Genomic DNA, 23,574 nt, shown 5'->3' with positions numbered 1-23,574 from the left:
GAAAGCTAATTCAAGGAGGATAATACATGGCAAGTTACATCAAACCAGTTGTTTTCTCATTAAATGGACATCTCTTTGGCGTGGATATAAGTCTAATCCTATCAATTGAAAAACAGGTAAAAGCGGTAAGAATACCTAATGAATCTCCTTGTGTAGAAGGTATTATTAATCTTCGAGGAGATGTAATTCCTCTTTATGATTTAAAGAAGAAGTTCACTTTTGCCGGGGATAGTACTAATCCAGCCGATAAGAGTATAATCGTTATAAGAACTAAAGATACTAAATTAGCTATAACAGTAGATAGCGTTTTACACATAGGGGATGTGGAAAGCGCTAACATTAGCGAAATGCCCGAATTAGCTAAAAAACCAGGGGAAGAGGTTTTTGACAGAGTAGCCAATATTAATGGTAAATTAGTGGTTTTACTAAACGTAGATGCCATTCTTTCAAAGGAAGAATTATCAGACATCGAGAAGGTGAAGGAGGCCGCTAATAAAGAGGTGGAGAATGAACAAGACTAAATTTAAAAGAAGTGCAGGAATTTTAATGCCCATAAGCTCCTTGCCATCGCCTTATGGCATAGGAAGCTTAGGAAAGGCAGCCTATGAATTTGTGGATTTTGTAAAGGAGAGCAAGCACAAGTACTGGCAGGTTTTGCCCCTTGGCCCAACAACCTACGGCGACAGCCCTTACCAGTCCTATTCAGCCAATGCAGGAAATCCATATTTTATCGACCTAGACATTTTAATTGAGGAGAAGTTACTCTTAAAGTCTGAGGTATTAGCCCTAGACTGGGGCGATGGCTTTGTCCCTGTTGAAGTAACAGAGCAACAAGCTCTACTAGGACAGTATGAGACAGCCTATGATATTAAACTAGGGGACAGTAGATACGTTAGTTATGAGAAAATGTATAAAAACCGCTATACAATTCTAAGAACTGCCTTTAAGCGTTTCCTTGAGCTTATAAAGACAGACAAAAGTAAAGCGGATGCATTTTCAAAATTCATAAAGGAAACTAAATGGCTAGAAGACTACGCTCTTTATATGGCCTTAAAGGCTGAAAACGACCACAAATCCTGGGCAAGCTGGGAGGATGATCTTCGTTATAGAAAAGAAAAGGCCTTAAAAGCAAAGGAAGAAGAGCTAAAGGATGAGATATGTTTCTGGCAGTTTATCCAGTATAAGTTCTTTGAGCAGTGGGATAAATTAAAGGCCTATGCCAACAGCTTTGATATAGAAATTATTGGGGATATTCCAATCTATATGGGCTATGACAGCGTGGATGTCTGGGCAGGCCAAGAGCAGTTTCAATTGGATGAGAACTTAACGCCAACTAAGGTTGCAGGAGTTCCACCAGATGATTTTAGTGCTGATGGCCAGAAGTGGGGCAATCCGCTCTACGACTGGGATAAGATGGCAAAAGATGATTTTAAATGGTGGAGAGATAGGGTAAAATGGCAAACTAAGCTCTACGATGTCATAAGAATCGACCATTTCCTAGGCATTATAAAGTACTATACAGTTCCTGAGGCTGACGAGAATGCAAAGAATGGAAGCTACAAAAAAGGACCAGGACAAGCCCTTCTTGATGCCATTAACGAAGAACTTGGGGATAAGAAGCTTATAGCAGAAGATCTAGGCGTCTATCTAGAAGAGGTCAATGAAATTCTAGAATATAACGGATATCCAGGCATGAAGGTCCTTGAATTTGCCTTTGGTGGCAGCAGGGATAATCCGCATTTGCCTTATAACTATGAGAAAAATTGCGTGGTTTATGGAGGCACCCATGATAACGAAACCATTGTGGGCTTCTTTAAAGATAGGCCAGATAGCGAGCTTGCCTACGCCTTTGACTATTTAGGAACTAAGAATAGGGAAGAGCTTTTGGATAAAATGTTTAGAGCCGCCTATAGTTCAGTGGCAGTCCTTACAATTTTTGGCGTCTGGGACATTTTAGGTCTTGATAATCATGCAAGAATTAACATGCCTTCAAGCACAGGAACTAACTGGAAGTGGCGTATGACTAAAGGTGCTCTTGATGAAAAATGTCTTAACGTAATGAAATATTACGCTAGCGTTTTTGATAGAGAACGTGTATGATAATAGAAGAAAATTAATAAGTAAAGTACAATTCGCCTTTAACAGGGCGGATTGTACTTTTTAAAATATCAATAAATCTGCAAATAATTTTCTAACCCTAAAATATCCGAATTTGCGTAAAATAGTACTAAAGTACTATTTACATATGATATATAGTTGGTATAATTAAGATAGAAAGAGAACTTAATATGTTGGCAAACTTAGCGAAAGCTAAGGACGCAAAGCCAAGGGTCTAACCCTTCAAGGACGAAGGAACGACAGCCGGTTGCACTTTATTTCGATTAACTTTTAATAACTGGAAGTTTACAGGGATGTAAAAAGCTAGTTGTGTCTAAGTTATAATGAAGTTTATTATGCACCCGGTAAGGGTGCTTTTTTATTTTAAACAACTGTTTAAGTAATCTTTAAGTTAACAAGGAGGTTAACTTACTAGGGATTGGACAAGGAAGTCGCATGAGACATGGAGGTCGAATAAGACTCGGGGAGTCAGATAAGCAGGATGGCTTAAGATTTTTACGTAAGATGTTTATCTAGTACTCATATGTAACATTTAAAACTTGGCGTGGAGAATGGGAGATATGATTATGAGGAATTCTAGAAAAAATGTAAAGTTTTTATCAATTATTGCAGCACTTTTAGTTATGGGAACAGGTGCATTTATCGCAATTAACGTTGCAGGAAGCAACAATTCAAAAAAGAGCGCATCAGTGAGTGTGGCAGCAGCGAATACAACTGATACAACCAATAGCGGATCAGTTGCAGGAGAAAGCGAGTTAGCTACAGGAACAGGGAAGATCAATGTAGACGAGCAGGAGACAGATATGGGATATAAAGCAGTAGTAGGCTCAACTGGCAGCGCTAATGAATCAACAACACAAAGTCAGACTGAAGCCCCAACACGAGAAGAAACAACACAGGCAGTAACAGAAAGCCAGACAGAGGCACCAACACAAGCAGCTACACAGGCAGCAACAGAGGCACCAACACAAGCGCCTACACAGGCAGCAACAGAGGCACCAACACAAGCTCCTACTCAGGCAGCTACAGAATTAAGTATTAATGCTCATAGATCAGACGATGAGTATCATGGTATGGCAGCAACTAATGCAGGTGCTTATTCATCATATATTCAACAGGTTTATAACCTTATTAACGAGGAAAGAGCAGCCGTTGGTCAAGCAGCAGTATCGTTCGATAGCAGCTTAACAATAATGGCTTGTCATAGAGCAGCAGAGAATGCTGATAATAATTTCTTTGACTATTCAGGTGGACATCATAGAAGACCATTCTATGCATCTGATGGCAGTTTAAAAGAAGCTAAGACAATATGCTACTACTACGGCCAGTATGGTAGCTTTGGAGAGGTAATGGGAAGATACCAATCAACTCCAGCAGATATTGTAACTGGATGGCATAATTCACAGGCTCACTATAATTGTATGGTAAGTTCTAAGTATACAAGAGTAGGTGTGGGAGTTGCACAAGACTCAGCAGGTAAGTACTACTGGGTAGCAATATTTATGAATTAATGCTACAAGTTTGTATATAAGCTAAATTTGAATATCCTACAAGATGAAACCTAAGTTAGCGAATAGGCTGATTTAAAGTCATCGTTAAGAGAAGACTTTAACCAATGGTTAAAGTAGAAGTTACTCAATTTTACAGTGCTTAAGCGACAGGACATGTGCTTGTCCCCAAACGTTGATAAGGCAGACTGTCGCTTGGCATTAAAAGCATAATTATTATTACAATTTATATTTTTAATTTGCTATTAAGTCTTAGGACTTTTTAGATGTAGGATATGGCAATCCTCCCCCCGCCGTATCTTGCATATATAAAGGCAATGGGAGGTTCCCCTAAGCCCCTATTGTCTTTCCCTCTCCCCCAAGGATCCGGGGCTTTCCCCAATCATAGCCCCGGAACTATTTAAAGGAAGAAGGGAGTAAACAATTTAATATGGTTTTAAAGATAAAGCTGTTGCTTTATTTTTAAATACACCCCTCGTGTTTTTTCTCTCCCGTTTCACGAGGGGTTTTTTATGTGAAAAAATATGATTTTTCTAGTATTTTCCCTTGCATAATTCTAATATATATGTTAATATTCTTTCTACGAAAGACAGTTGTCTTTCGTAGAAAAACAAAAACATGGGTGAAATTATGGATGAGAACATTAAATATTATGTTGTTAAGCAAAAGGCCCTGCCAGATGTTTTATTAAAGGTGGCTGAAGCTAACAAACTTATAGAATCAAGTAATATAAGCGTAGCAGATGCTACAGAACAAGTGGGGATTAGTAGAAGTTCTTATTACAAGTATAAAGATGACATTTTTCCATTTAGAGATAATGTTAAGGGTAAGACTATTACCTTTGTATTATCAATGAATGATGAAACTGGAATTCTTTCTCTTGTTTTAAAGAAGGTGGCAGATTTTAAGGCTAACTTATTAACAATTCATCAGACAATTCCAGTTAATGGTGTTGCATCATTAACCTTAAGTGTAGAAATCTTACAAGAAACCCTCGATCCATCAAAGATGATTGAGGAAATTGAAGCCCTACACGGGGTAAGATATTTAAAGATTCTAAGCTCAGATGCGACTTTATAGGGAGTTAGATAATAGTTAAGTTAATTAAATTTAGATAGTAGTAATTTAGATAATAGATTTATAGGCGATATGTAGTAAGTGTTAATTAGGAGGACAAGGTAAATGGCAAAAGTGGCAGTATTAGGATACGGCACTGTAGGTTCTGGTGTAGTAGAAGTTTTAGAACGAAACGCAGACTCAGTTAAGTTAAAGGCAGGAGAAGAAGTAGTAGTTAAATCAGTTCTTGATTTGAGAGATTTCCCAGGAGATCCAATTCAGGAAAAGATTGTACATGATATTGATTTAATCGTTAATGATCCTGAAATTGATGTAGTTGTTGAAGTTATGGGTGGCGTAGATGTACCATACAAGTTTGTTAAGGCATGTCTTGAAGCAGGTAAGAGCGTGTGCACATCTAATAAGGCTTTAGTTGAAGCAAAGGGACCTGAACTAATTGCCCTTGCTAAGTCAAAGAATGTTAACTTTATGTTTGAAGCATCAGTTGGTGGCGGAATTCCAATTATTCGTCCGCTTAACACAAGCCTTACAGCAGATAAGGTTAACAAGATTACAGGTATTATGAACGGAACAACTAATTACATTTTAACTAAGATGAGTATGGAAGGTGCTTCTTATGAAGATGTTTTAAAGGAAGCACAGGAACTTGGTTATGCAGAGCGTAATCCTGAAGCTGATGTAGAAGGACATGATGCTTGTCGTAAGATTTCAATTCTTACATCCCTTTATTCTGGAAAGACAGTAAAGTTTAAGAATGTAACTTGCGAAGGAATAACTAAGATTTCTAACGAAGACTTTGCTTATGCTAAGAAGCTTGGTTGTGTGATTAAATTACTTGCAAGCAGCTATGTTAAAGATGGTAAGGTTTATGCAATCACAGCACCTTTTATGATTGATAAGAACCACCCATTATATAATGTAAATGGCGTTTTAAATGGCATCTATGTTAACGGTAATATGGTAGGAGATTTAATGTTCTTTGGTTCAGGAGCTGGTAAGTTGCCAACAGCAGCTGCTGTATGTGCAGATGTTGTAGATTGTGTAAAGAATCTAAGCAATCACCAGGAAGTTTTCTGGTCAGAAGAAGAATTAGATTTAGGGGATACTAATGATGAGGTAAGAGCTTTCTTTGTAAGAGTTAAGGGTAAAGATACTAAGAAGGCAATGGATGCATTTTCAGGAGAAATTAATATCGTAGAATTAAACGAATTAACAGATGAGTTTGCATTCTTTACTGAGAAGATGACAGAAAAAGAATTTAATGAGTCAGTTTCTAAGCTTGATATGATTACAAGAATTAGAGTTGATGATACAGTTTTAAATTAATTTTTGCAAAAATGTGACATAACATTTTTACAAAAACAAGATATAGGCTTTTGTAAAAATAAGACATATAAATGAAATATGATGAAGGAGAAACAATGATTAAAGTAGTTAAATTTGGTGGTAGTTCACTTGCTAGTGCTGAACAGTTTAAAAAAGTAGGTAATATTATCAGAGCAGAAGAAGAAAGAAGATATGTAGTTCCTTCTGCACCAGGAAAGAGATTTTCAGAGGATATTAAGGTAACAGATATGCTTTATAAATGTTACGCAGAAGCTGAAAATGGAAAGAATATAGATAAGTCTCTTCAGGCAATTAAGGAGAGATATGACGAAATCATCAAGGGACTTGGTTTAAAGCTAAGCTTAGCGGACCAGTTCAAGACTATAAAGAAAAATTTTGAGAATCTTGCAGGTAGTGATTATGCAGCATCACGAGGCGAATATCTAAATGGTATTATAATGGCTGAATACCTAGGATATGAATTTATTGATGCAGCAACAGTGATTTTCTTTGATAAGAACGGGGAATTCGATTCAGAGAAAACTAATGAAACACTACAAAAGAAGCTTGCCAAGGTTGAAAGAGCCGTTATTCCGGGATTCTACGGTGTATTAGCCAATGGCAAAATCAAGACTTTCTCAAGAGGTGGATCAGATGTTACAGGCTCAATTGTTGCGCGTGCTGTTAAAGCAGATGTTTATGAGAACTGGACTGATGTTTCTGGATTTATGGCTGCTGACCCAAGAATAGTTAAGAACCCTAAGTCAATTGATGTAATTACATACAGGGAGTTAAGAGAGCTTTCATATATGGGAGCTTCAGTACTTCATGAATCGGCAATTTTCCCTGTACGTAAGGAAGGTATTCCAATCAATATTCGTAATACTAATGCACCACAGGATAAGGGAACTATGATTGTTGGTACAACATGTAATGTACCAAGTTATACAATTACAGGTATTGCCGGTAAGAAGGGTTTTGTTTCTATCAGCATCGATAAGGAATTAATGAACTCTGAAATCGGTTTTGGTCGCAAAGTATTGCAGGTATTTGAAGACAATGGAATTTCCTTTGAGCACATGCCTTCAGGAATTGATACAATGACAGTTTTTGTCCATCAGGATGAATTTGTGGAGAAAGAGCAGAAAGTACTTGCAGGCCTTCATAGAGCAGTTAATCCTGATACAATCGAATTAGAGTCAGACCTAAGCTTAATCGCAGTTGTTGGACGAGGAATGAAGAATAATTCAGGTATTGCAGGCGCTATTTTCTCTGCGCTCGCTAAAGAAAAGATTAACATCAAGATGATCGACCAGGGTTCATCAGAGCTTAATATTATCATTGGTGTTAGAAACAAGTATTTTGAAGATGCAATTAGAACTATTTATGGAGTATTCGTACAAGAGGAAGCGTAATTTAGACTGGTTACATATTCAAGAAGAAGCTTAGTGGCTTTAGCTTCTTATAACTAATAAAAAGTGAATAAAAATTACCTAAATTAGTATGTGTTAAATGGGCGGACCCTTAAGGGTTCGCCTTTTTGAACGCAGAGTAGGCAATCCCCCGCTTCAAAAGCGTAAGCTTTAAGCGGGGGTATAAAGCTTACTGGTGTCAGAAGGGGTTAAAGCCCCTTCTGACAGGTGGCACAAAGTGCCACTGCGTTCATGAGGAAGTAGCGAAGCGGATTCCGAATGTCCGCTTTACTGTTTATTTAAAAGAGAAACAAATTTCATAAAACTTTAAAATTATATTGATTAAAAGTTAATAATTTAATATAATACAATTATATTAAATAATTATAAAGTAGTAGGGTTTTTATGAAAATGAAATCTAAGAAATTATCGTTAGTGTTTGTAAGTTTTTTGTTTTTACTTAGTGGTTGTGGGAGATTTGCATATATTGAAAATGAAGAAACAACTAGTAAAGAAGAAACAAGAGTATCATTTCATGAAACAGATAATGTAGCTTTTATTAAAGAGCCACCAGCACAATTTTGTTCATCTAAAGATGGTATTTATCATCTAGTAATATTTTCTGAATCTGAAATAGCTACAAAGAAGCTTTATTTCTACGATTTTAAGACAGGTATAGATACAATTGTTTGTAGTAAAATAGATTGCGAACATAACGATAATACATGCGTGTCCTATTATGAAGATAATTCATATTATTATGATTTTTATATTTATAATGACTCAATATTTAAATTAATAACAGAAGAAAATGGATCATATCTTTATAAATATGATAAGACAGGCTTGAATTATGAAAGGTTTGCATTACTTTACGACAATAATATACCTTGTAATATAGTATTAGGACGTCAAATTGAGGACTTTCTTTATTATAAATGCTTAACAGAGGATGGCACTTTGCATATATGCAAAGTAAACCTAGAAACTGGTAAATATTCAGAACTTTGTCAGCTTGATGGTAATTATTATTCTGTTAATGCATCTAGAATATTAGAAAAAAATCAGTGCATATATTTAGAAGCTAGTCATTATCCTGATAATGAATTAGAAACATATAAAGAGGTGGTTTATAAAGTTGATTTAAACACTAATTTAAAAGAAGAAATATGTGAAACTTATACAACAGACAGTAAATATGCAGCATTTAATAATGTAAGTATTGCGACTAATGATAGTGACGTATATGCTTTAGACGATAAGAATAATCTGATAAATTTAATAGATGGAAAAGTGATTAAAAATTTTAACGATTTATTTAAATTATCAGAGTATGGAATTTTTGCAAATAATAATTATATTTTATTTAATAAGAATTATTTGGAAAATTCTATGAGCAGTCCAATAGATTTTAATGGTGAAAAAACCAATATAGAATCTGATACGAATATATATCTTTATGATATAACTAATGATAAGAGCTTAAATGTGTCAAATTTAAATATTAGATTTCAAGATGAAACTGGAAAAACTTTAGAAGATTGTGAAATGGTTTCTATTCTTGGCTTAACAGATGAGTACTGTTATATTTATGGTGATGATTATAAGTTGTATATGTTAGATTTATCAACAATTTATTCAGACGAAGTATTGGTGATTAGACTAGATATATAATTTCAATAAAATGAAAAGACTAACCTCGAAAAAGGTTAGTCTTATTTTAGATAATGGAGGGGAAATTGGGGTTTAAACGTTTACTTAATATAAAATTTGTAGGGGTATTTATAATTGCTTGCATAATAAATGTTAGCTTGTATATTGTGTTTTGCAATAGTGAAATTTCATATGAAGAATTAAATAATAGTGAAGAATATAATGAGTATATTGCTGAAAAGATTGATAATATAGATAATCATATAAAAACATCTTTAGTTGAGCAAGAAAGTGAAAGCTATTATAGACTTTTAAAAACTAAATATGACTTATCTAATCTGAGAAAAGTTGAAATAAAAAAAATAGAGACAAAGTCTTTTAATGAATTTAGTACATTCAATATTGATGATATGATATCAATTTTTATTGTAGTGTTTTTTGTTTTTTTCTTAGGTAGACCAGGGGATGATTTTTTGGATTTAATTGACACTACTAAGCACTCAAAGAAAAAATATAATAGATATAATATTCTATCCATACTAGTACTTGTAATTATAACGGTGACGGTAAACTTTATTTTACCAATTATCGTTTCTAATATAAAAAATGGAGATTTTAATACTTTAAATTATGCTGTTCAGAATTCTAATATATGGAAATTATCGGCTTTGCTTGTAAATATAAAAGAAGCATATTTATATATACTAAGTACAGAAATATTAAAACTGTTTTGCATTGGTTTATTGAGTTATTACTTTATTAACACTTTCAAAAGTAGATCCTTTAGGATGTTAGTGTTTGCATTTTTTTTGCTTGTAGAATCTTCAATAATGGCAATAAAATCTTCTGCTAAAATAATAACGATTTTAAAAACAATAAATATTTTTCAATCAGCTAAAAACTTATTTAGCACTTACAACTTAATAGGAATTGGTAAGTATTGGATTTCATTTTTTGAATTTTATTTATTTGTGGTTTTCTTATTAACTTTAGTGTTGATGCTAATGGGAATTACAATTAAATTTAATAATACTTTTTCTTTTTCAAGGTATATAGAAAGAGTTCACTTGAAAAATAATTACCATTTGTTGGAACTAAAAAAAATAATAATTTCACAAAATGTTTTATCTTTTTTACTTATGATAATTGTTGTTATGGTAAGTTTAAAAATAACTACAGGATATTCAATAACAGAACAAGATATACAAATTAAGCAATATTATAATGCTGTAAATGGAGATTATGAAGATAAAACTTTATCTTATATAGATAACATAGATGGCTATATAGAAATGTATAGAGATATATCTACTAGAGTAGGTGATAGTTCTACTTTTAGTGGGAAAATTTATGAATATGAGAAAATAAAAGAGGAAATATTAGCTATTAGGGATAGATTAGTGGAACTATCTAACAAAGGTATAAAGAATGTACAGGTTCTTGATGAGATAAAATTCAACAATCTCCTAAACAAAAATGGAAGAAATTATATGATTTCAATGGTGTTTATCATGTTGCTTGTCGTTGTTTTTGTCTCAACAGGAACACATTCATTTGAAAAAAAGAATGAAGTAACATATCTTATACGTTCAACTGTAAAAGGGAAAACATTTTTTTTAGCAAGAATATATGCTATAAAGCTAGTAATAATATTCATCACATTAGTAATGATTAATATGTTTTGCTATGAAAATATAAAATATTCGTATGTGTTAAAGCCTTATGAATTAAATGCATCTATTCAAAGTTTAACAATGTTTGAATGCTTTGAACATGATATAACAATTAAAGAAATGTTTTTTATTTTAATTTTAATAAGAGTATGTTTAGGAATACTAGTATCAACAATCCTAATAAGTATTTCATTTATATATTCAGATATGAGCACTTATTTAGTATCTATAGTGATTTGTTTTGGTATTTATAGATATTTTTTAGGGATAGATTTATTTTCTCTTAAAATTCCTATTATTGAGCTAAGTGTAATTATGATTGCGTTATTAGCTATAAGTGTTATTTTAGTGAGGAGGGCAATAAAAAAATGGACAATAGATTAGAAATTATTGATATTAATAAAAAATATGGCAATTTAAAAGCATTAACAAATATTAATATTGAATTAGAAAATGGTATATATGCATTTATAGGAACTAATGGTGCAGGAAAGACAACACTTCTTAAGATTATAACAACTAATTTGAAGGCAACAAGTGGAGAGGTTTTATATAATGGCAAGAACATATTTAAAATGGGTAAAAACTATAGAACTTTACTTGGTTATATGCCACAAAACAAAGGATATTATGAAGACTTTACAGGACAGGAGTATTTATATTATATTGCAGGTTTAAAGTCTGTAAGAAATAAAAAGGTTCTTGTTAAAGAAATGCTAGAAAGATTTAATTTAACTGATGCTAAAAATAGAAAGATTGTCAATTATTCAGGTGGTATGAAACAAAGAATTGTTTTAGCACAAGTCCTATTAAATGATCCAAAGATAATAATTCTTGATGAACCTACAGTTGGTCTAGATCCAATTGAAAGAGAAAACTTTAAAAGCTATTTAAAAGAGATAGCTAAGGACAAAATTATTATTTATTGTACGCATATTATTAGTGATATTTATAATATTGCAGACAAGGTATTTGTAATGAAAAAGGGAAGTGTAGTTAAAGAATATGATAGATTAGATATAGATGAATATGCAACAGATCTTATTTCATTTGAAAAAAATGTATTCGAAAATCTTTAAATATTCTTATGTTAAATCTAATTTTTATTGCCATAATTTTTTCGTATTGTTATAATTATACAAGTTGACGTTATGTCTAAGACAATTTGAAAAGAGGATTATTACAACATGGATATTAATAAGAAGATTGCAGAAGAATTGGAAATTAAAGTATCTCAAGTTGAAGCCGCAGTATCATTAATAGATGAAGGTAATACAATTCCTTTTATCGCAAGATACCGTAAGGAAGTAACAGGCTCCCTTGATGATGAACAATTAAGAGTTTTAGATGAAAGACTTAAGTATTTAAGAGGATTAGAGGATAGAAAGGCTTCTGTAATATCAAGCATTGAAGAGCAGGGCAAGCTTACAAGTGAACTTAAGGATGCAATCCTTGCAGCAGAAACTTTAGTGCTTGTTGAAGATTTATATAGACCTTATAAGCAGAAGAGAAGAACAAGAGCAACACAGGCTAAGGAAAAAGGTCTTGAGCCACTTGCTACATTTATCTATGAACAGAAGGCTAGTCACTCAGTAGAAGAAGAGGCAGCTAATTATTTATCTGAAGAAGAAGGCAAGGAAGTTAAGAGCACTTCTGAGGCTATTTCTGGTGCACTTGATATTATTGCTGAATCTATTTCAGATGTGGCAGATTATAGAACTTATATAAGAGATATTACTTCTAAAGAAGGTAAGATTGTATGTGCTGCTAAGGATAAGGACGCAGAGTCTGTATATGAGAATTACTATGATTATAATGAGGCAGTAGCAACAATGCCAGGTCATAGAATTTTAGCTATTAATAGAGGTGAAGCAGAAAAGTTTATTACAGTTAAGATTGAAGCTCCAGAGGATAGAATTTTAAGATACCTTGAAAAGCAGATTATTACTGAGAATAACGAATATACAACAGAATATTTAAAGAAGGCTATCGAAGATGCATACCAGAGATTAATTGCACCATCAATTGAAAGAGAAATTAGATCTAACTTAACAGAAAAGGCAGAAGATGGCGCTATTAAGGTCTTTGGTAAGAACTTAGAGCAACTCCTATTACAGCCACCAATCGCAGGTAAGACTGTACTTGGCTGGGATCCAGGATATGCTCATGGATGTAAGCTAGCAGTAGTAGATCCAACAGGAAAGGTACTTGATAATAAGGTAATTTATCCAACTGAGCCAAGAAATCAGGTAGATAAGGCTAAAGAGATAGTAGTAGATTTAATTAAGAAGTATAATGTTAATCTTATCTCTTGCGGTAATGGTACAGCTTCTCGTGAATCAGAGCAGATTATTTCAGATATTATTAAGGAAAATGGCTTTAATGTAGATTACATCATCACAAACGAAGCAGGTGCTTCTGTTTATTCTGCTTCAAAGCTTGCAACAGAAGAATTCCCAGATTATGACGTAGCTGCAAGAGGTGCAATCTCAATCGCAAGACGTGTTCAAGATCCACTTGCTGAACTTGTAAAGATTGAACCTAAGGCTATTGGTGTAGGTCAGTATCAGCATGATATGAATCAGAAGAAGCTTGGAGAAACCCTTTCAGGCGTAGTAGAAGATTCTGTTAATAAGGTAGGCGTTGATCTTAATACAGCATCTGCTTCCCTTCTTGAATACATTTCAGGTGTATCAAAGACAGTAGCTAAGAATATTGTAGATTTCAGAGAGACTAATGGTAAGTTTACTAACAGAAAGCAGTTACTTAAGGTATCTAAGTTAGGACCTAAGGCTTACCAGCAGTGTGCAGGTTTCATGAGAATATCAGATGGAGACAATCCACTTGATGCAACAAGTGTTCATCCAGAAAGCTATGAGGCAGCAGCTAAGTTCTTAGAGGATTTAGGCTATGATTTAAATTCAATTACTAAGGGCGAATTAACAAACCTTAAGAGTAAGGTTTCTAATCTTAAGGAAATGGCAGACAAGTTAGGTGTAGGTGAAATTACCCTTGAAGATATTATTAAGGAACTTGAAAAGCCAGGACGTGATCCAAGAGATGAGATGCCAGCTCCAATCCTTCGAAAGGATATTATGGATATTAATGACTTAAAGCCAGGCATGATCCTTAAGGGTACAGTAAGAAATGTAATAGACTTTGGTGTATTTGTAGATATCGGTGTTCACCAGGATGGTTTAGTACATATTTCGCAGATGAGCGCAACTAAGAGAGTAAATCACCCACTTGATGTTGTATCAGTAGGCGATGTAATTGATGTTCGTGTAATGGAAATCGATACAGTTAAAGAAAGAATTGCACTTTCAATGATTTTAGATGAAGCAGAAGCTAAGGCTAAGGCTGAGTTTAAGGAAAATGCTAAAAAGCAGGGAAAGAAGCCATTTAATAAAAACTTTAATAAGAACAGACAGAATAACAAGAAGAAGCCAGGCGAGCTTAACTTAAGCGGTCTTGCTAAGTTTATGAATAAGTAATAGCATTTGAACGCAGTGCCACTGCGTATAGGAGTATTCCTACAAGGCAAATCTAAATAATATCGGGTAGGGCAATTTGTCTTACCCGATTTTTTAGTCTAACTTATCTTTATTTTAGTAAAAATTAATACGAAGTCCGACTAATTTATGCTAGTATAATAGAAGTGACATTTCAAACTAATTAAGGAGGATTATTATCCGTGGACAAGACAATTGAATTTGATAGTCAGGTAACAAAAAAAGACCTTATAGATTTTAAGTTATATCACAATTTCCACAGCTTTAATGGCTGGTTTGGCGTAGTGGCTGGAATTGTATTTTTGGTATTTGGCATTATCTCAATAGGTAATACAACTATTACATATACTTTGATGTTATTCCTTTTTGCAGTTATGTTTGGCATTTATCCAATAATTAATATGATGCTTGCAGCAAGAAAGCAAAGCAAGCTAGACATTTTCACAAAGCCAATGCATTATCAAGTAAGCCCTGATAAAATCACTTTAAGTCAAGGAGAGTTGACGGAAGATTTATCTTGGGATAATATCTATAAGATAAAGTTTAGTGGTAGAAATCTTTTAGTATATATTAACACTTCAAGAGCTAATATCTTAACTCTTGAAACAATGGGCACTAACGCTCTTAACTTTGTTGATATTGCTAAGGAGAAATTAAAACCCTTTCAGGTAAAAGTTAATAAGCAAAAGTTAGAGAAAGTAGTAAAGTAAAATGATAAAAGAAACATTTAATTCAAAAGAGACCTTTGAATTTGGCTTTGAATTAGGACAAAAGGCGGCTTCAGGCGAAATCTATTGCTTAGAAGGTGACTTAGGCGTAGGAAAGACAGTCTTTACACAAGGCTTTGCAAAAGGCCTTGGAATTGATGAACCTATTAATAGTCCAACATTTACTATAGTTCAAGAATATCATGAAGGAAGAATTCCTCTATATCATTTTGATGTTTATAGAATCGCAGATGTAGATGAAATGGACGAGATAGGCTATGAAGAATATTTCTTTTCAGATGGTGTCTGCCTAATTGAATGGGCAAGCCTAGTAGAAGAGATAATCCCTGAAGAAGCTATTAAGATAAGCATAAAGAAAGATTTAGAAAAAGGCTTTGATTACCGTTTAATTGAAGTTGAGGGAAAGGTCGAATAGTAATGAAGATTTTAGCAATAGAAAGTTCTGCAGTAACTGCATCAGTAGCTATTGTAGAAGATGACAGCGTTTTAGCTAATTACACAATTAATCATAAGAAGACACATTCACAGACACTTCTACCAATGATAGATGAAATCTGTAGAATGACTGAAACAGACGTAGATGATTTAGATGCCATAGCAGTATCTGTAGGGCCAGGATCCTTTACAGGCTTAAGAATTGGTGTAGCTACAGCTAAGGGAATTGCCCTAGCTAAGGATAAGCCAATGATTCCAGTAAAGACTCTTGAGGCCCTTGCCTATAACCTATACGGTCAGACTAAGACAATCGTGCCAATTATGGATGCTAAGAGAAAGCATGTATATAGTGCAATTTATAAATTTGAAGAAGGCAAGTTAGTTGAGCTTAGAGAAACTAACCTAATCTCAATTGAAGACTTAACAAAGGAACTTAACGAATCCTACAATGACGTAGTATTCTTAGGAGACGGTATCAAAGTAGCAAGAGATTACTTTAATGAAAATCTATCTATTAACCACTGCGAAGCCTCTCCTCTAGATAGACTTCAGGACGCAGCAAGTCTTGGCCTTAGAGCCCTCGACTTAGCAAAAGAAGGAAAGCTAGTTTCCTCAGATGATGTTAAGCCAGATTATTTAAGACCATCACAGGCAGAAAGAGAACTTGCAGCCAAAAAGGCTAAGAATAATTAAGGTGATAATTTTGAATAATATAGACATAGACATTTTAAAAGAAGAAGACCTAGATGAGGTTTCAAGAATCGAAGAAGAGACATTTTCAACTCCCTGGTCAAGAGACTCTTTTAAAGATACTATAGACAATGACAACACCCTTTATCTTGTAGCTTATAAAGACGGAGAAGTTGCAGGATATGCCGGCTTATGGCAAAGCCTAGACGAAGGCGAAATAACTAATGTAGCCATAGACTCTAGATTTAGACGTTTAGGAATAGCCTATAAGCTTATGAATATTTTAGAAGAAAAAGGACATGAAAGAGGCATCAATGCATTTTTCCTAGAAGTAAGAGAATCCAATGATAAAGCTATAAAGCTATATGAGAAGCTAGGCTTTAAGCACCTAGGAAAGCGCAAAAACTTCTATGAGAAACCTAGGGAAGACGCCCTTATAATGTCCAAGATAATAAACAAAGAGAATATATAAAGACAATATATAAAGACAATGATAAGATTAAACAATAGAAAGGTAAGATAATGTTAGATGTATGTTTGCTAGGAACAAGCGGCATGTTGCCCCTTCCAGGGAGATGGTTAACATCAATGATGTTAAGATATAACGGCAGCAGTTTACTTGTAGATTGTGGAGAGGGAACACAGATAGCAATAAAAGAAAAGGGCTGGAGCTATAACCCTATAGATGTAATTTGTTTTACACATTTCCATGCCGATCACATAAGCGGATTGCCAGGTTTACTACTAACCATTGGCAACTCAGAAAGAACAGCCCCCCTAACCCTAATAGGACCAAAGGGCTTGCAAAGAGTAGTTAACTCCCTTAGAGTAATCGCCCCTGAACTACCCTTTGAAATAAAATGTATCGAAATCACAGAGCCATCAGCTCACTTTAATATCAATGGCTATGAGATAGATGCCTTTAAGGTAAATCACACAGTAGCCTGCTATGGCTATTCAATTAGCATACCACGAATTGGAAAGTTCGACCCAGTAAGAGCGCGTGAATTAGAAATTCCAGTTCATTTTTGGAATAAATTACAGCATGGCGAAGATGTAGTGGTTAACGATAAGACCTTTACATCCGATATGGTAATGGGAGCTAGTAGAAAAGGCATCAAGGTAACCTATTGTACAGATACTCGCCCAGTACCAGCCATCGTTGAAAATGCTAAAAACTCCGACCTCTTTATTTGCGAAGGCATGTACGGAGAGAACGATAAAGATCACAAAGCAAGGGAATACAAGCACATGACCTTTAAAGAGGCAGCAAAGCTTGCAAAAGAAGCTAAAGTAGAAAGACTCTGGCTTACTCACTATTCCCCATCTTTAGTAAGACCTTGGGACTACGTAGATTCAATTAAGCACATTTTTCCAAAGGTAATTGCAGCTAAAGATCAGCAAAGCATAGAACTTAATTTTGAGGATGACTAATAATAAAAATTGTGATATTATATTTTTAGAATAACTCGTGAAATTATGTATATCGTTGGGGGACGAATACTATGAAAAAATACCTTAGAACCGTAATTGTAATAGGTGTGCTAGCAATAGCTGCGGTAGGTTATTATTTTTATCTAGCTAATAAAGATATAACCCAACAAGCAGTCGAACAGGCAGCCGCCAGCGATGAGGCCTCAGCATTAATCAATAGAGATATAGAAAAGACCTATCCAGAGTCGCCAAAAGAGGTGGCAGCTCTCTATGCCCGCATTAGTAAATGCTACTATGACAAGGACACTAAAGAAGAGTTAATTGATGGTCTTGCAAAGCAAGCAAGAATCCTTTTTGATGATGAGTTAAACCAAAAGCATCCATATAATGAATTTCTTGCTGGCCTAAAAGAAGAAGTATCACAATTTAAAGAATCCAATATTTATATAAGCGGCTACACCGTTCAAACAGCCTCTGGCACTAGGTATGGAACCTTTGAAGGAAGACAGTATGCCACAATACATGTTCTCTATTATTTTAGAGAAGGCTCAACCCTTCGCAGTTCCTACTATAAGTACACCATGCGCAAAAACGACGCCGGCCAATGGAAGATTCTCTTCTGGGAGTTAGATACAACAGAGGAAGAGTAAAAAAAGAAACTTGCGAATAAGCAAGAATCGTAATAGAATAATTTAGATAACTGGGGCTTAGTCAGGAAATCTGGCTAAGCCCAAAATATGTCATTTACTTTAGGAGTATTTATGAGTAATTTAACAAGTGAAGATATAAAAGCAGATACAGAAAATTTGAATAAAAAGGACATCACAATCCTAGCAATTGAAAGTTCATGTGATGAAACTGCTTGTGCAATTGTAAAAAATGGACGTGAAGTAATCTCAAGTGTAATCAACACTCAGATTGCCATTCACACAGAATACGGCGGAGTAGTTCCTGAAATCGCCTCAAGAAAGCACATTGAAAATATTAACCCAGTAATAAAGAAAGCCTTAGCAGACGCTAACATGACTTGGGATGATATAGATGCAATCGCAGTAACTTACGGTCCAGGTCTTGTGGGCGCCCTACTAGTAGGTGTTGCAGAAGCAAAGGCTCTTGCTTGGGCTTTAAAGAAACCATTAGTAGGAGTTCACCACATCGAAGGTCACATCTCTGCAAACTTTATTGAATACCCAGATTTAAAGCCACCATTTGCAGGTCTTGTAGTATCTGGCGGTCACACACATTTAATAAAGGTTCTAGACTACGGCGAATACGAAATTGTAGGTAGAACAAGAGATGATGCCGCAGGAGAAGCCTTTGATAAGGTGGCTCGTGCAGTAGGCCTTGGTTACCCAGGTGGCCCAAAGATCGATAAATTAAGTAAGGAAGGCAATCCAGACGCAGTACAATTCCCAAGAGCACATGTGGATGATGCGCCATACGACTTCTCCTTTAGTGGAATCAAGTCAGCCGTCCTAAATTACATAAACCAGGCAGAGATGAAGCACGAGGAAATCAACAGAGCCGACCTAGTTGCTTCCTTCCAGAAGGCAGTAGTAGACGCCCTTGTATCAAGAGCCATCATGCTAGCTAAGGAAAGCGGCCTAAAGAAGCTTGCCATCGCAGGTGGCGTTGCAGCGAACTCTTGCCTTAACGAAACCCTAAGAAAAGAGTGCGAAAAAGAAGGCATCGAGTTTTATTCACCATCCCTTGTACTCTGCACAGATAACGCCGCAATGATAGGCGCCGCAGCATATTACGAATACATCAAAGGCACAAGACATGGCCTCGACCTAAACGCAGTGCCAAACTTAAAACTTGGCGAAAGAATTTAACTTACGGGGCAGCAGCCCTAATACATACAAGTTACAATACTAATAAGCTATAATAACAAACTAGTCACAATAGGAGCGCAAATTATGAATTATTGCATACTTTTATCCGGCGGAAAAGGCAAAAGAATGGGTTCAAATACCCCAAAGCAGTATCTTGAAATACTAGGACATCCCTTGATTTACTACTCACTTAAAGCATTTCAGGAAAGCCCGCTAATCGACCGAATTATAATTGTTTCCTCACCAAACTACGAGAATTACTTCAAAGGAATCATAAAAGAGTATAATTTCGACAAAGTATATGGAATCGCCAAAGCAGGACAAGAGCGCTACGACTCTGTGTTCTCCGGTTTATCTATGATTCCCTCACATGATATTTCCGATGAAAATGTATGCCTCATCCACGATGGCGCCCGCCCACTAGTGACAACTGACATAATAGAAAATTGCGTAGCCGACGCCCTTAAATATAAGGCAAGCGTTGCAGCAGTAAAAGCAAAAGACACAATCAAAGTGGCCAACAAAGAAGGCTTTGCCATAAAGACCCCAGATAGAGCCAGCCTCTATCAGATTCAAACACCGCAAAGCTTTGGTCTTAAGCTTGTAATAGATGCTTATAAGAAAATGTATGAAGCCCAGGAAACTAACGGTGTAACCGATGATGCTATGGTAGTATCAAAGTTTGCAGGCGTAGATCCATTTTTAACAGAATCAAGCTATAAGAATATAAAAGCCACAACCCCAGAAGATTTAGCAATCATAGAATGCTTTTTATCAAAGGCCATCTAAAATCATTAGGCTTATAATTTAAATTAAATAAATGATATAAGCCAACTTGACTAAAAAAAATAATGATACTATAATCTAATAAAAATTTATAATAATGAGGGAGGTCCCATGAACCAATTTAATTTAAAAAGAACTAATATTGTAGGTTTTTGCGCAGCAATCCTAGCATTTATTTTCGCTTTCTTACCAATTAAGAGAGTTGTATTAGATGCCAGTGAATTAGAAGATTGGCTTGAAGAAGGTTATAAGACATCATACAATCTTATAAATTATAACTTCTTTGGTACATTGTTCTTAATCGTAATTATTGCATTAATTGTGCTTTTTGTAATTCAGGCACTTGGTAAGTCAAATCCAGTATTAAATGCGGTAACAACAATCATTACAATTGCAGCATTTGTAGTATTTATTCTTGCTGTAATCGTAAGCAACGACGATGTAAAGCAGTCAGAAAAGCTTATTGACGCCTACAAGGCATGGTTTGGTAATATCATCCAGATCAAGTTTGGCGCAGGCTTTGTGTTAGAACTTATTGTAACTATTATTTTAGCAGCATCATACTGGATTAACGAATGTGTTATCATTCCTTACGTATATAAGGCAGTGCAGTATAGACCAGTATTAAACCCATTCGCTGCACTTACTAATGGACGTCCAGGTTACGGTGCAACTAATGCACAGTTCCAGGGTCAGCCACAGTACGGTCAGCCAGGACAGTTCCAGGGTCAGCCACAGCAGTATGGCCAGCCACAGTATCAGCAGCCACAGCAGCAGTATGGCCAGCCACAGTATCAGCAGCCACAGCAGCAGTACGGCCAGCCAGGACAGTTCCAGGGTCAGCCACAGTATCAGCAGCCACAGCAGCAGTATGGCCAGCCAGGACAGTTCCAGGGTCAGCCACAGCAGCAGTACGGTCAGCCACAGTACCAGCAGCCACAGCAGCAGTATGGTCAGCCACAGCAGGCTCAGCCTCAGAACCCACAGGCTACACAGGCAAATCCTAATCAGCAGAACCAGTCCTTTGGCGGCTTCAACAATCAGCAGTAATCTGATTAGGCAATTATAGAATTTAATACAAATTGTATCTAATAAATAAAGGGAATTGTTCACTTATAAAGATAGGTGGGCAATTCCCCTTTTTATTTTGTGAAAAATTCACCTAGTTTTTAACAATTTAAAGCACTATAATTTTATGGCATTTACATTTATAAAAAATGAAAGAAAGGAAAACAAAAATGAAATATGTTAGACAGTTTCTAATTATTATTTTCATATCATTTGTGGGCGAGCTAATACACTACTATATTGACCTACCAATCCCTGGCAGCATTTATGGTATGCTAATATTATTTGTTTTACTTCAGTTTAAAGTTATAAAAGTTGAGCACGTAAAAGACATAGCCGACTTTTTAATAGAAGTTATGCCACTAATGTTTATCCCAGCAGGCGTAGGCCTACTTGAAAAATGGGGCCTCATAAAAGGGGTATGGCTCCCACTCACCATTACAATTATCGGCTCAACCCTAATTGTTATGGTAGTTTCAGGAAGAGTCTCACAATTAGTAATTAGGAAAAAAGAAAGATTAAATCAGGAGAGTTAATTAATCATGGAAGTATTAGAAAGTTCAGTGTTCTTTGGAGTAACCATAACCCTGATCACATACGCCATTGGCGTTTTAATAAAGAAGAAGCTTAAAATAGCCATATTCAATCCACTCCTTATCTCCATAGCTCTAATAATCATCTTCCTTGCCTTTACAGGAATCGACTATCAAAGCTATTCAGAAGGAGCAGATTTTATATCCTATTTGTTAACACCAGCAACAGTTTGCCTTGCAGTTCCAATGTATGAGCAAATGGATAGCTTAAAAAAGAACGGACTTGCCATCATGACAGGCATTCTATCAGGTACCATAACTAGCATGCTCTGCGTTCTAGCCTGCACAGCAATCTTTAAGCTAAACCACGAAACATACGTAACCCTATTACCAAAATCCATTACAACAGCAATCGGTATCGGCGTTTCAGAAGAAATGGGCGGCGTCATCACCATCACCATCGTTGCAATCATCGTAACTGGCATCTTTGGCAATATGTTTGCAGAACTCATATGCAAACTCTTTAAAATCCAGCACCCAATCGCAAAAGGCGTCGCCATCGGCACCTCAAGCCACGCCATGGGTACATCAAAAGCAATGGAGCTCGGAGAAGTAGAAGGCGCCATCAGCAGCCTCTCCCTCGCCGTCGCAGGAATCCTTACGGTAATCCTTGCACCCCTCTTTGCTTCAATCTTATAATTATGAAAATGTACTTATATAGAAAGACAACATTCATATAATAATCAAGGCAGCTATACTACTTGCTAATTTAATGATCCTAAATGTGTATCAAATATCTACCATTTGTATGTATATTGATAGCCATCTGCAATTCGAATCTTTATATTTAGCATTTACATAGCTGCTTTTTATATTTCTAGTAGTCTATTTAACCACTAAAAAGCAATTAAATTTCAAATTTAAATTAAGAATTAACAAAAGAAAACACCATAAAAAGCCCTAAAATCAAAGAAAATCCCCAATTTTTTTCAATCGCTAAAATTTCTTTTAAAAGCAGCAAAAATCAAGCAACAATAACACTGACCTAAGCTTGCTTTTATTATGAAAATGCTAACTAAGCCAGTGTTTATCTAGCTTTATGACGTTTTTGCCTTATTTTCTTATAATTTGATGTCAAAATTACTGATAAATAGACTGTCAAAAGGATTTGTAAAGTATAGAAATTATCGCAAAAAATCTAAAAAAAACTCGAAAAATGTGTTGACAAAAAATATTATGAATGTTATTATTATCAAGTCGCTGCGATACAGCAACGACAACAAAACAAAAACATTAAGAAATGTTCTGGAGAGGTACCGAAGTGGTCATAACGGGGCGGTCTTGAAAACCGTTTGTCTTCACGGGCGCATGGGTTCGAATCCCATCCTCTCCGCTCAAATTTAAAATCACAGATTTTAAATTTGCCTATCAAATCCAAAGGATTTGATTTGAACCTTGACAACTGAACAGAATGACAACCTTGAAAATTCTTTGAAATATTCAAGCGAGTAATCAATCGTAAAACAAATTTTGTTTTGAAATGATTATCCTTAATAACAGTAATGTTAAACGGAAACGAAACTATTAAGCTAGTTCGTTCAGAACTAAGCTAAGGTAAAACTTTTTATGAGAGTTTGATCCTGGCTCAGGATGAACGCTGGCGGCGTGCTTAACACATGCAAGTCGAACGAAGCAACTTATCACGATTCCTTCGGGATGACGATTTGTTGACTGAGTGGCGGACGGGTGAGTAACGCGTGGGTAACCTGCCTTATACAGGGGGATA

General features: G+C 35.3%; 21 protein-coding genes, 1 tRNA gene, 1 rRNA gene and 1 riboswitch. All 23 genes read left to right on the top strand.

Annotated elements, in window-relative coordinates; translation table 11 throughout:
* The first annotated feature begins 26 nt into the window (after nt 1–26).
* Entirely contained in the window at nt 27–521 is a 495-nt protein-coding gene (locus G600_RS14630) for a chemotaxis protein CheW (RefSeq protein ID WP_051195519.1), read from the top strand.
* The gene (malQ, locus tag G600_RS0112350; RefSeq protein ID WP_027432182.1) at nt 508–2,100 is read left to right on the top strand and encodes a 4-alpha-glucanotransferase; all 1,593 of its coding nucleotides are present in this window, start codon (nt 508–510) and stop codon (nt 2,098–2,100) included. The genes G600_RS14630 and malQ overlap by 14 nt, the downstream gene beginning before the upstream one ends.
* Before the next feature lie 183 nt (nt 2,101–2,283).
* A riboswitch (cyclic di-GMP riboswitch) is annotated at nt 2,284–2,373 on the top strand.
* A gap of 311 nt (nt 2,374–2,684) precedes the next feature.
* Nucleotides 2,685–3,629 carry a CAP domain-containing protein gene (locus G600_RS0112340; RefSeq protein ID WP_027432181.1) on the top strand — a complete coding sequence of 315 codons (945 nt, stop codon included), beginning with the start codon at nt 2,685–2,687 and terminating at the stop codon, nt 3,627–3,629.
* A 627-nt stretch (nt 3,630–4,256) separates the two neighbouring features.
* The gene (locus G600_RS0112335; protein ID WP_027432180.1) at nt 4,257–4,706 is read left to right on the top strand and encodes an ACT domain-containing protein; all 450 of its coding nucleotides are present in this window, start codon (nt 4,257–4,259) and stop codon (nt 4,704–4,706) included.
* 102 nt (nt 4,707–4,808) lie between these two features.
* Nucleotides 4,809–6,029, top strand: coding sequence for a homoserine dehydrogenase (locus G600_RS0112330; RefSeq protein ID WP_027432179.1), 1,221 nt, complete (start codon nt 4,809–4,811; stop codon nt 6,027–6,029).
* Between the two features lie 95 nt (nt 6,030–6,124).
* A complete protein-coding gene (locus G600_RS0112325; RefSeq protein WP_027432178.1) occupies nt 6,125–7,444 on the top strand; it encodes an aspartate kinase in 1,320 nt (439 codons plus the stop codon).
* Between the two features lie 402 nt (nt 7,445–7,846).
* Nucleotides 7,847–9,115, top strand: coding sequence for a hypothetical protein (locus tag G600_RS0112320; protein ID WP_027432177.1), 1,269 nt, complete (start codon nt 7,847–7,849; stop codon nt 9,113–9,115).
* 65 nt (nt 9,116–9,180) lie between these two features.
* The gene (locus G600_RS0112315) at nt 9,181–11,151 is read left to right on the top strand and encodes a hypothetical protein (protein ID WP_027432176.1); all 1,971 of its coding nucleotides are present in this window, start codon (nt 9,181–9,183) and stop codon (nt 11,149–11,151) included.
* A complete protein-coding gene (locus G600_RS14625) occupies nt 11,136–11,846 on the top strand; it encodes an ABC transporter ATP-binding protein (RefSeq protein WP_051195518.1) in 711 nt (236 codons plus the stop codon). The genes G600_RS0112315 and G600_RS14625 overlap by 16 nt, the downstream gene beginning before the upstream one ends.
* Before the next feature lie 108 nt (nt 11,847–11,954).
* Complete coding sequence (locus G600_RS0112305; protein ID WP_027432175.1) at nt 11,955–14,261, top strand: Tex family protein; 2,307 nt, start codon at nt 11,955–11,957, stop codon at nt 14,259–14,261.
* 200 nt (nt 14,262–14,461) lie between these two features.
* Nucleotides 14,462–14,989, top strand: a complete 528-nt coding sequence (locus tag G600_RS0112300) for a YcxB family protein (RefSeq protein WP_027432174.1) — start codon at nt 14,462–14,464, stop codon at nt 14,987–14,989.
* 1 nt (nt 14,990) lies between these two features.
* Nucleotides 14,991–15,422: a tRNA (adenosine(37)-N6)-threonylcarbamoyltransferase complex ATPase subunit type 1 TsaE gene (gene tsaE / locus G600_RS0112295; RefSeq protein WP_027432173.1), complete on the top strand. Its 432-nt coding sequence runs from the start codon at nt 14,991–14,993 to the stop codon at nt 15,420–15,422.
* A 2-nt stretch (nt 15,423–15,424) separates the two neighbouring features.
* The gene (gene tsaB, locus G600_RS0112290; RefSeq protein ID WP_027432172.1) at nt 15,425–16,135 is read left to right on the top strand and encodes a tRNA (adenosine(37)-N6)-threonylcarbamoyltransferase complex dimerization subunit type 1 TsaB; all 711 of its coding nucleotides are present in this window, start codon (nt 15,425–15,427) and stop codon (nt 16,133–16,135) included.
* Between the two features lie 10 nt (nt 16,136–16,145).
* Nucleotides 16,146–16,604: a ribosomal protein S18-alanine N-acetyltransferase gene (gene rimI / locus G600_RS0112285; RefSeq protein ID WP_242826387.1), complete on the top strand. Its 459-nt coding sequence runs from the start codon at nt 16,146–16,148 to the stop codon at nt 16,602–16,604.
* A gap of 50 nt (nt 16,605–16,654) precedes the next feature.
* Nucleotides 16,655–17,566, top strand: a complete 912-nt coding sequence (locus tag G600_RS0112280) for a ribonuclease Z (RefSeq protein ID WP_027432170.1) — start codon at nt 16,655–16,657, stop codon at nt 17,564–17,566.
* Between the two features lie 71 nt (nt 17,567–17,637).
* On the top strand, nt 17,638–18,216 hold the full coding sequence (locus G600_RS0112275) for a DUF6715 family protein (RefSeq protein WP_027432169.1): 579 nt from the start codon (nt 17,638–17,640) through the stop codon (nt 18,214–18,216).
* A 111-nt stretch (nt 18,217–18,327) separates the two neighbouring features.
* Entirely contained in the window at nt 18,328–19,401 is a 1,074-nt protein-coding gene (tsaD, locus tag G600_RS0112270) for a tRNA (adenosine(37)-N6)-threonylcarbamoyltransferase complex transferase subunit TsaD (RefSeq protein ID WP_051195517.1), read from the top strand.
* Nucleotides 19,402–19,485: 84 nt separating this feature from the next.
* Nucleotides 19,486–20,190: a 2-C-methyl-D-erythritol 4-phosphate cytidylyltransferase gene (gene ispD / locus G600_RS0112265; protein ID WP_034246470.1), complete on the top strand. Its 705-nt coding sequence runs from the start codon at nt 19,486–19,488 to the stop codon at nt 20,188–20,190.
* A 108-nt stretch (nt 20,191–20,298) separates the two neighbouring features.
* Nucleotides 20,299–21,237, top strand: coding sequence for a hypothetical protein (locus tag G600_RS15890; RefSeq protein WP_027432166.1), 939 nt, complete (start codon nt 20,299–20,301; stop codon nt 21,235–21,237).
* A 188-nt stretch (nt 21,238–21,425) separates the two neighbouring features.
* A complete protein-coding gene (locus G600_RS0112255; protein WP_027432165.1) occupies nt 21,426–21,791 on the top strand; it encodes a CidA/LrgA family protein in 366 nt (121 codons plus the stop codon).
* Nucleotides 21,792–21,794: 3 nt separating this feature from the next.
* Complete coding sequence (locus G600_RS0112250) at nt 21,795–22,487, top strand: LrgB family protein (RefSeq protein WP_027432164.1); 693 nt, start codon at nt 21,795–21,797, stop codon at nt 22,485–22,487.
* Nucleotides 22,488–23,095: 608 nt separating this feature from the next.
* Nucleotides 23,096–23,181, top strand: a tRNA-Ser gene (locus tag G600_RS0112245).
* Between the two features lie 229 nt (nt 23,182–23,410).
* Nucleotides 23,411–23,574 (top strand): 16S ribosomal RNA (locus G600_RS0112240); the annotation flags it as partial.

Origin of the sequence: Lachnospira multipara ATCC 19207, from assembly GCF_000424105.1 — a bacterium.
Taxonomy (GTDB): domain Bacteria; phylum Bacillota; class Clostridia; order Lachnospirales; family Lachnospiraceae; genus Lachnospira; species Lachnospira multipara.
This window is presented reverse-complemented; position numbering and strand designations above follow the sequence as displayed.

Excerpts from the sequence above, each read along its gene's own strand:
- malQ (WP_027432182.1), top strand. The coding sequence starts at position 508 with ATGAACAAGACTAAATTTAAAAGAAGTGCAGGAATTTTAATGCCCATA.
- G600_RS0112255 (WP_027432165.1), top strand. The coding sequence starts at position 21,426 with ATGAAATATGTTAGACAGTTTCTAATTATTATTTTCATATCATTTGTG.
- tsaD (WP_051195517.1), top strand. The coding sequence starts at position 18,328 with ATGAGTAATTTAACAAGTGAAGATATAAAAGCAGATACAGAAAATTTG.
- G600_RS0112320 (WP_027432177.1), top strand. The coding sequence starts at position 7,847 with ATGAAAATGAAATCTAAGAAATTATCGTTAGTGTTTGTAAGTTTTTTG.
- G600_RS0112340 (WP_027432181.1), top strand. The coding sequence starts at position 2,685 with ATGAGGAATTCTAGAAAAAATGTAAAGTTTTTATCAATTATTGCAGCA.
- ispD (WP_034246470.1), top strand. The coding sequence starts at position 19,486 with ATGAATTATTGCATACTTTTATCCGGCGGAAAAGGCAAAAGAATGGGT.
- G600_RS0112335 (WP_027432180.1), top strand. The coding sequence starts at position 4,257 with ATGGATGAGAACATTAAATATTATGTTGTTAAGCAAAAGGCCCTGCCA.
- G600_RS15890 (WP_027432166.1), top strand. The coding sequence starts at position 20,299 with ATGAACCAATTTAATTTAAAAAGAACTAATATTGTAGGTTTTTGCGCA.
- G600_RS0112280 (WP_027432170.1), top strand. The coding sequence starts at position 16,655 with ATGTTAGATGTATGTTTGCTAGGAACAAGCGGCATGTTGCCCCTTCCA.
- tsaB (WP_027432172.1), top strand. The coding sequence starts at position 15,425 with ATGAAGATTTTAGCAATAGAAAGTTCTGCAGTAACTGCATCAGTAGCT.
- G600_RS14625 (WP_051195518.1), top strand. The coding sequence starts at position 11,136 with ATGGACAATAGATTAGAAATTATTGATATTAATAAAAAATATGGCAAT.
- G600_RS14630 (WP_051195519.1), top strand. The coding sequence starts at position 27 with ATGGCAAGTTACATCAAACCAGTTGTTTTCTCATTAAATGGACATCTC.
- G600_RS0112305 (WP_027432175.1), top strand. The coding sequence starts at position 11,955 with ATGGATATTAATAAGAAGATTGCAGAAGAATTGGAAATTAAAGTATCT.
- tsaE (WP_027432173.1), top strand. The coding sequence starts at position 14,991 with ATGATAAAAGAAACATTTAATTCAAAAGAGACCTTTGAATTTGGCTTT.
- G600_RS0112275 (WP_027432169.1), top strand. The coding sequence starts at position 17,638 with ATGAAAAAATACCTTAGAACCGTAATTGTAATAGGTGTGCTAGCAATA.
- G600_RS0112325 (WP_027432178.1), top strand. The coding sequence starts at position 6,125 with ATGATTAAAGTAGTTAAATTTGGTGGTAGTTCACTTGCTAGTGCTGAA.
- G600_RS0112330 (WP_027432179.1), top strand. The coding sequence starts at position 4,809 with ATGGCAAAAGTGGCAGTATTAGGATACGGCACTGTAGGTTCTGGTGTA.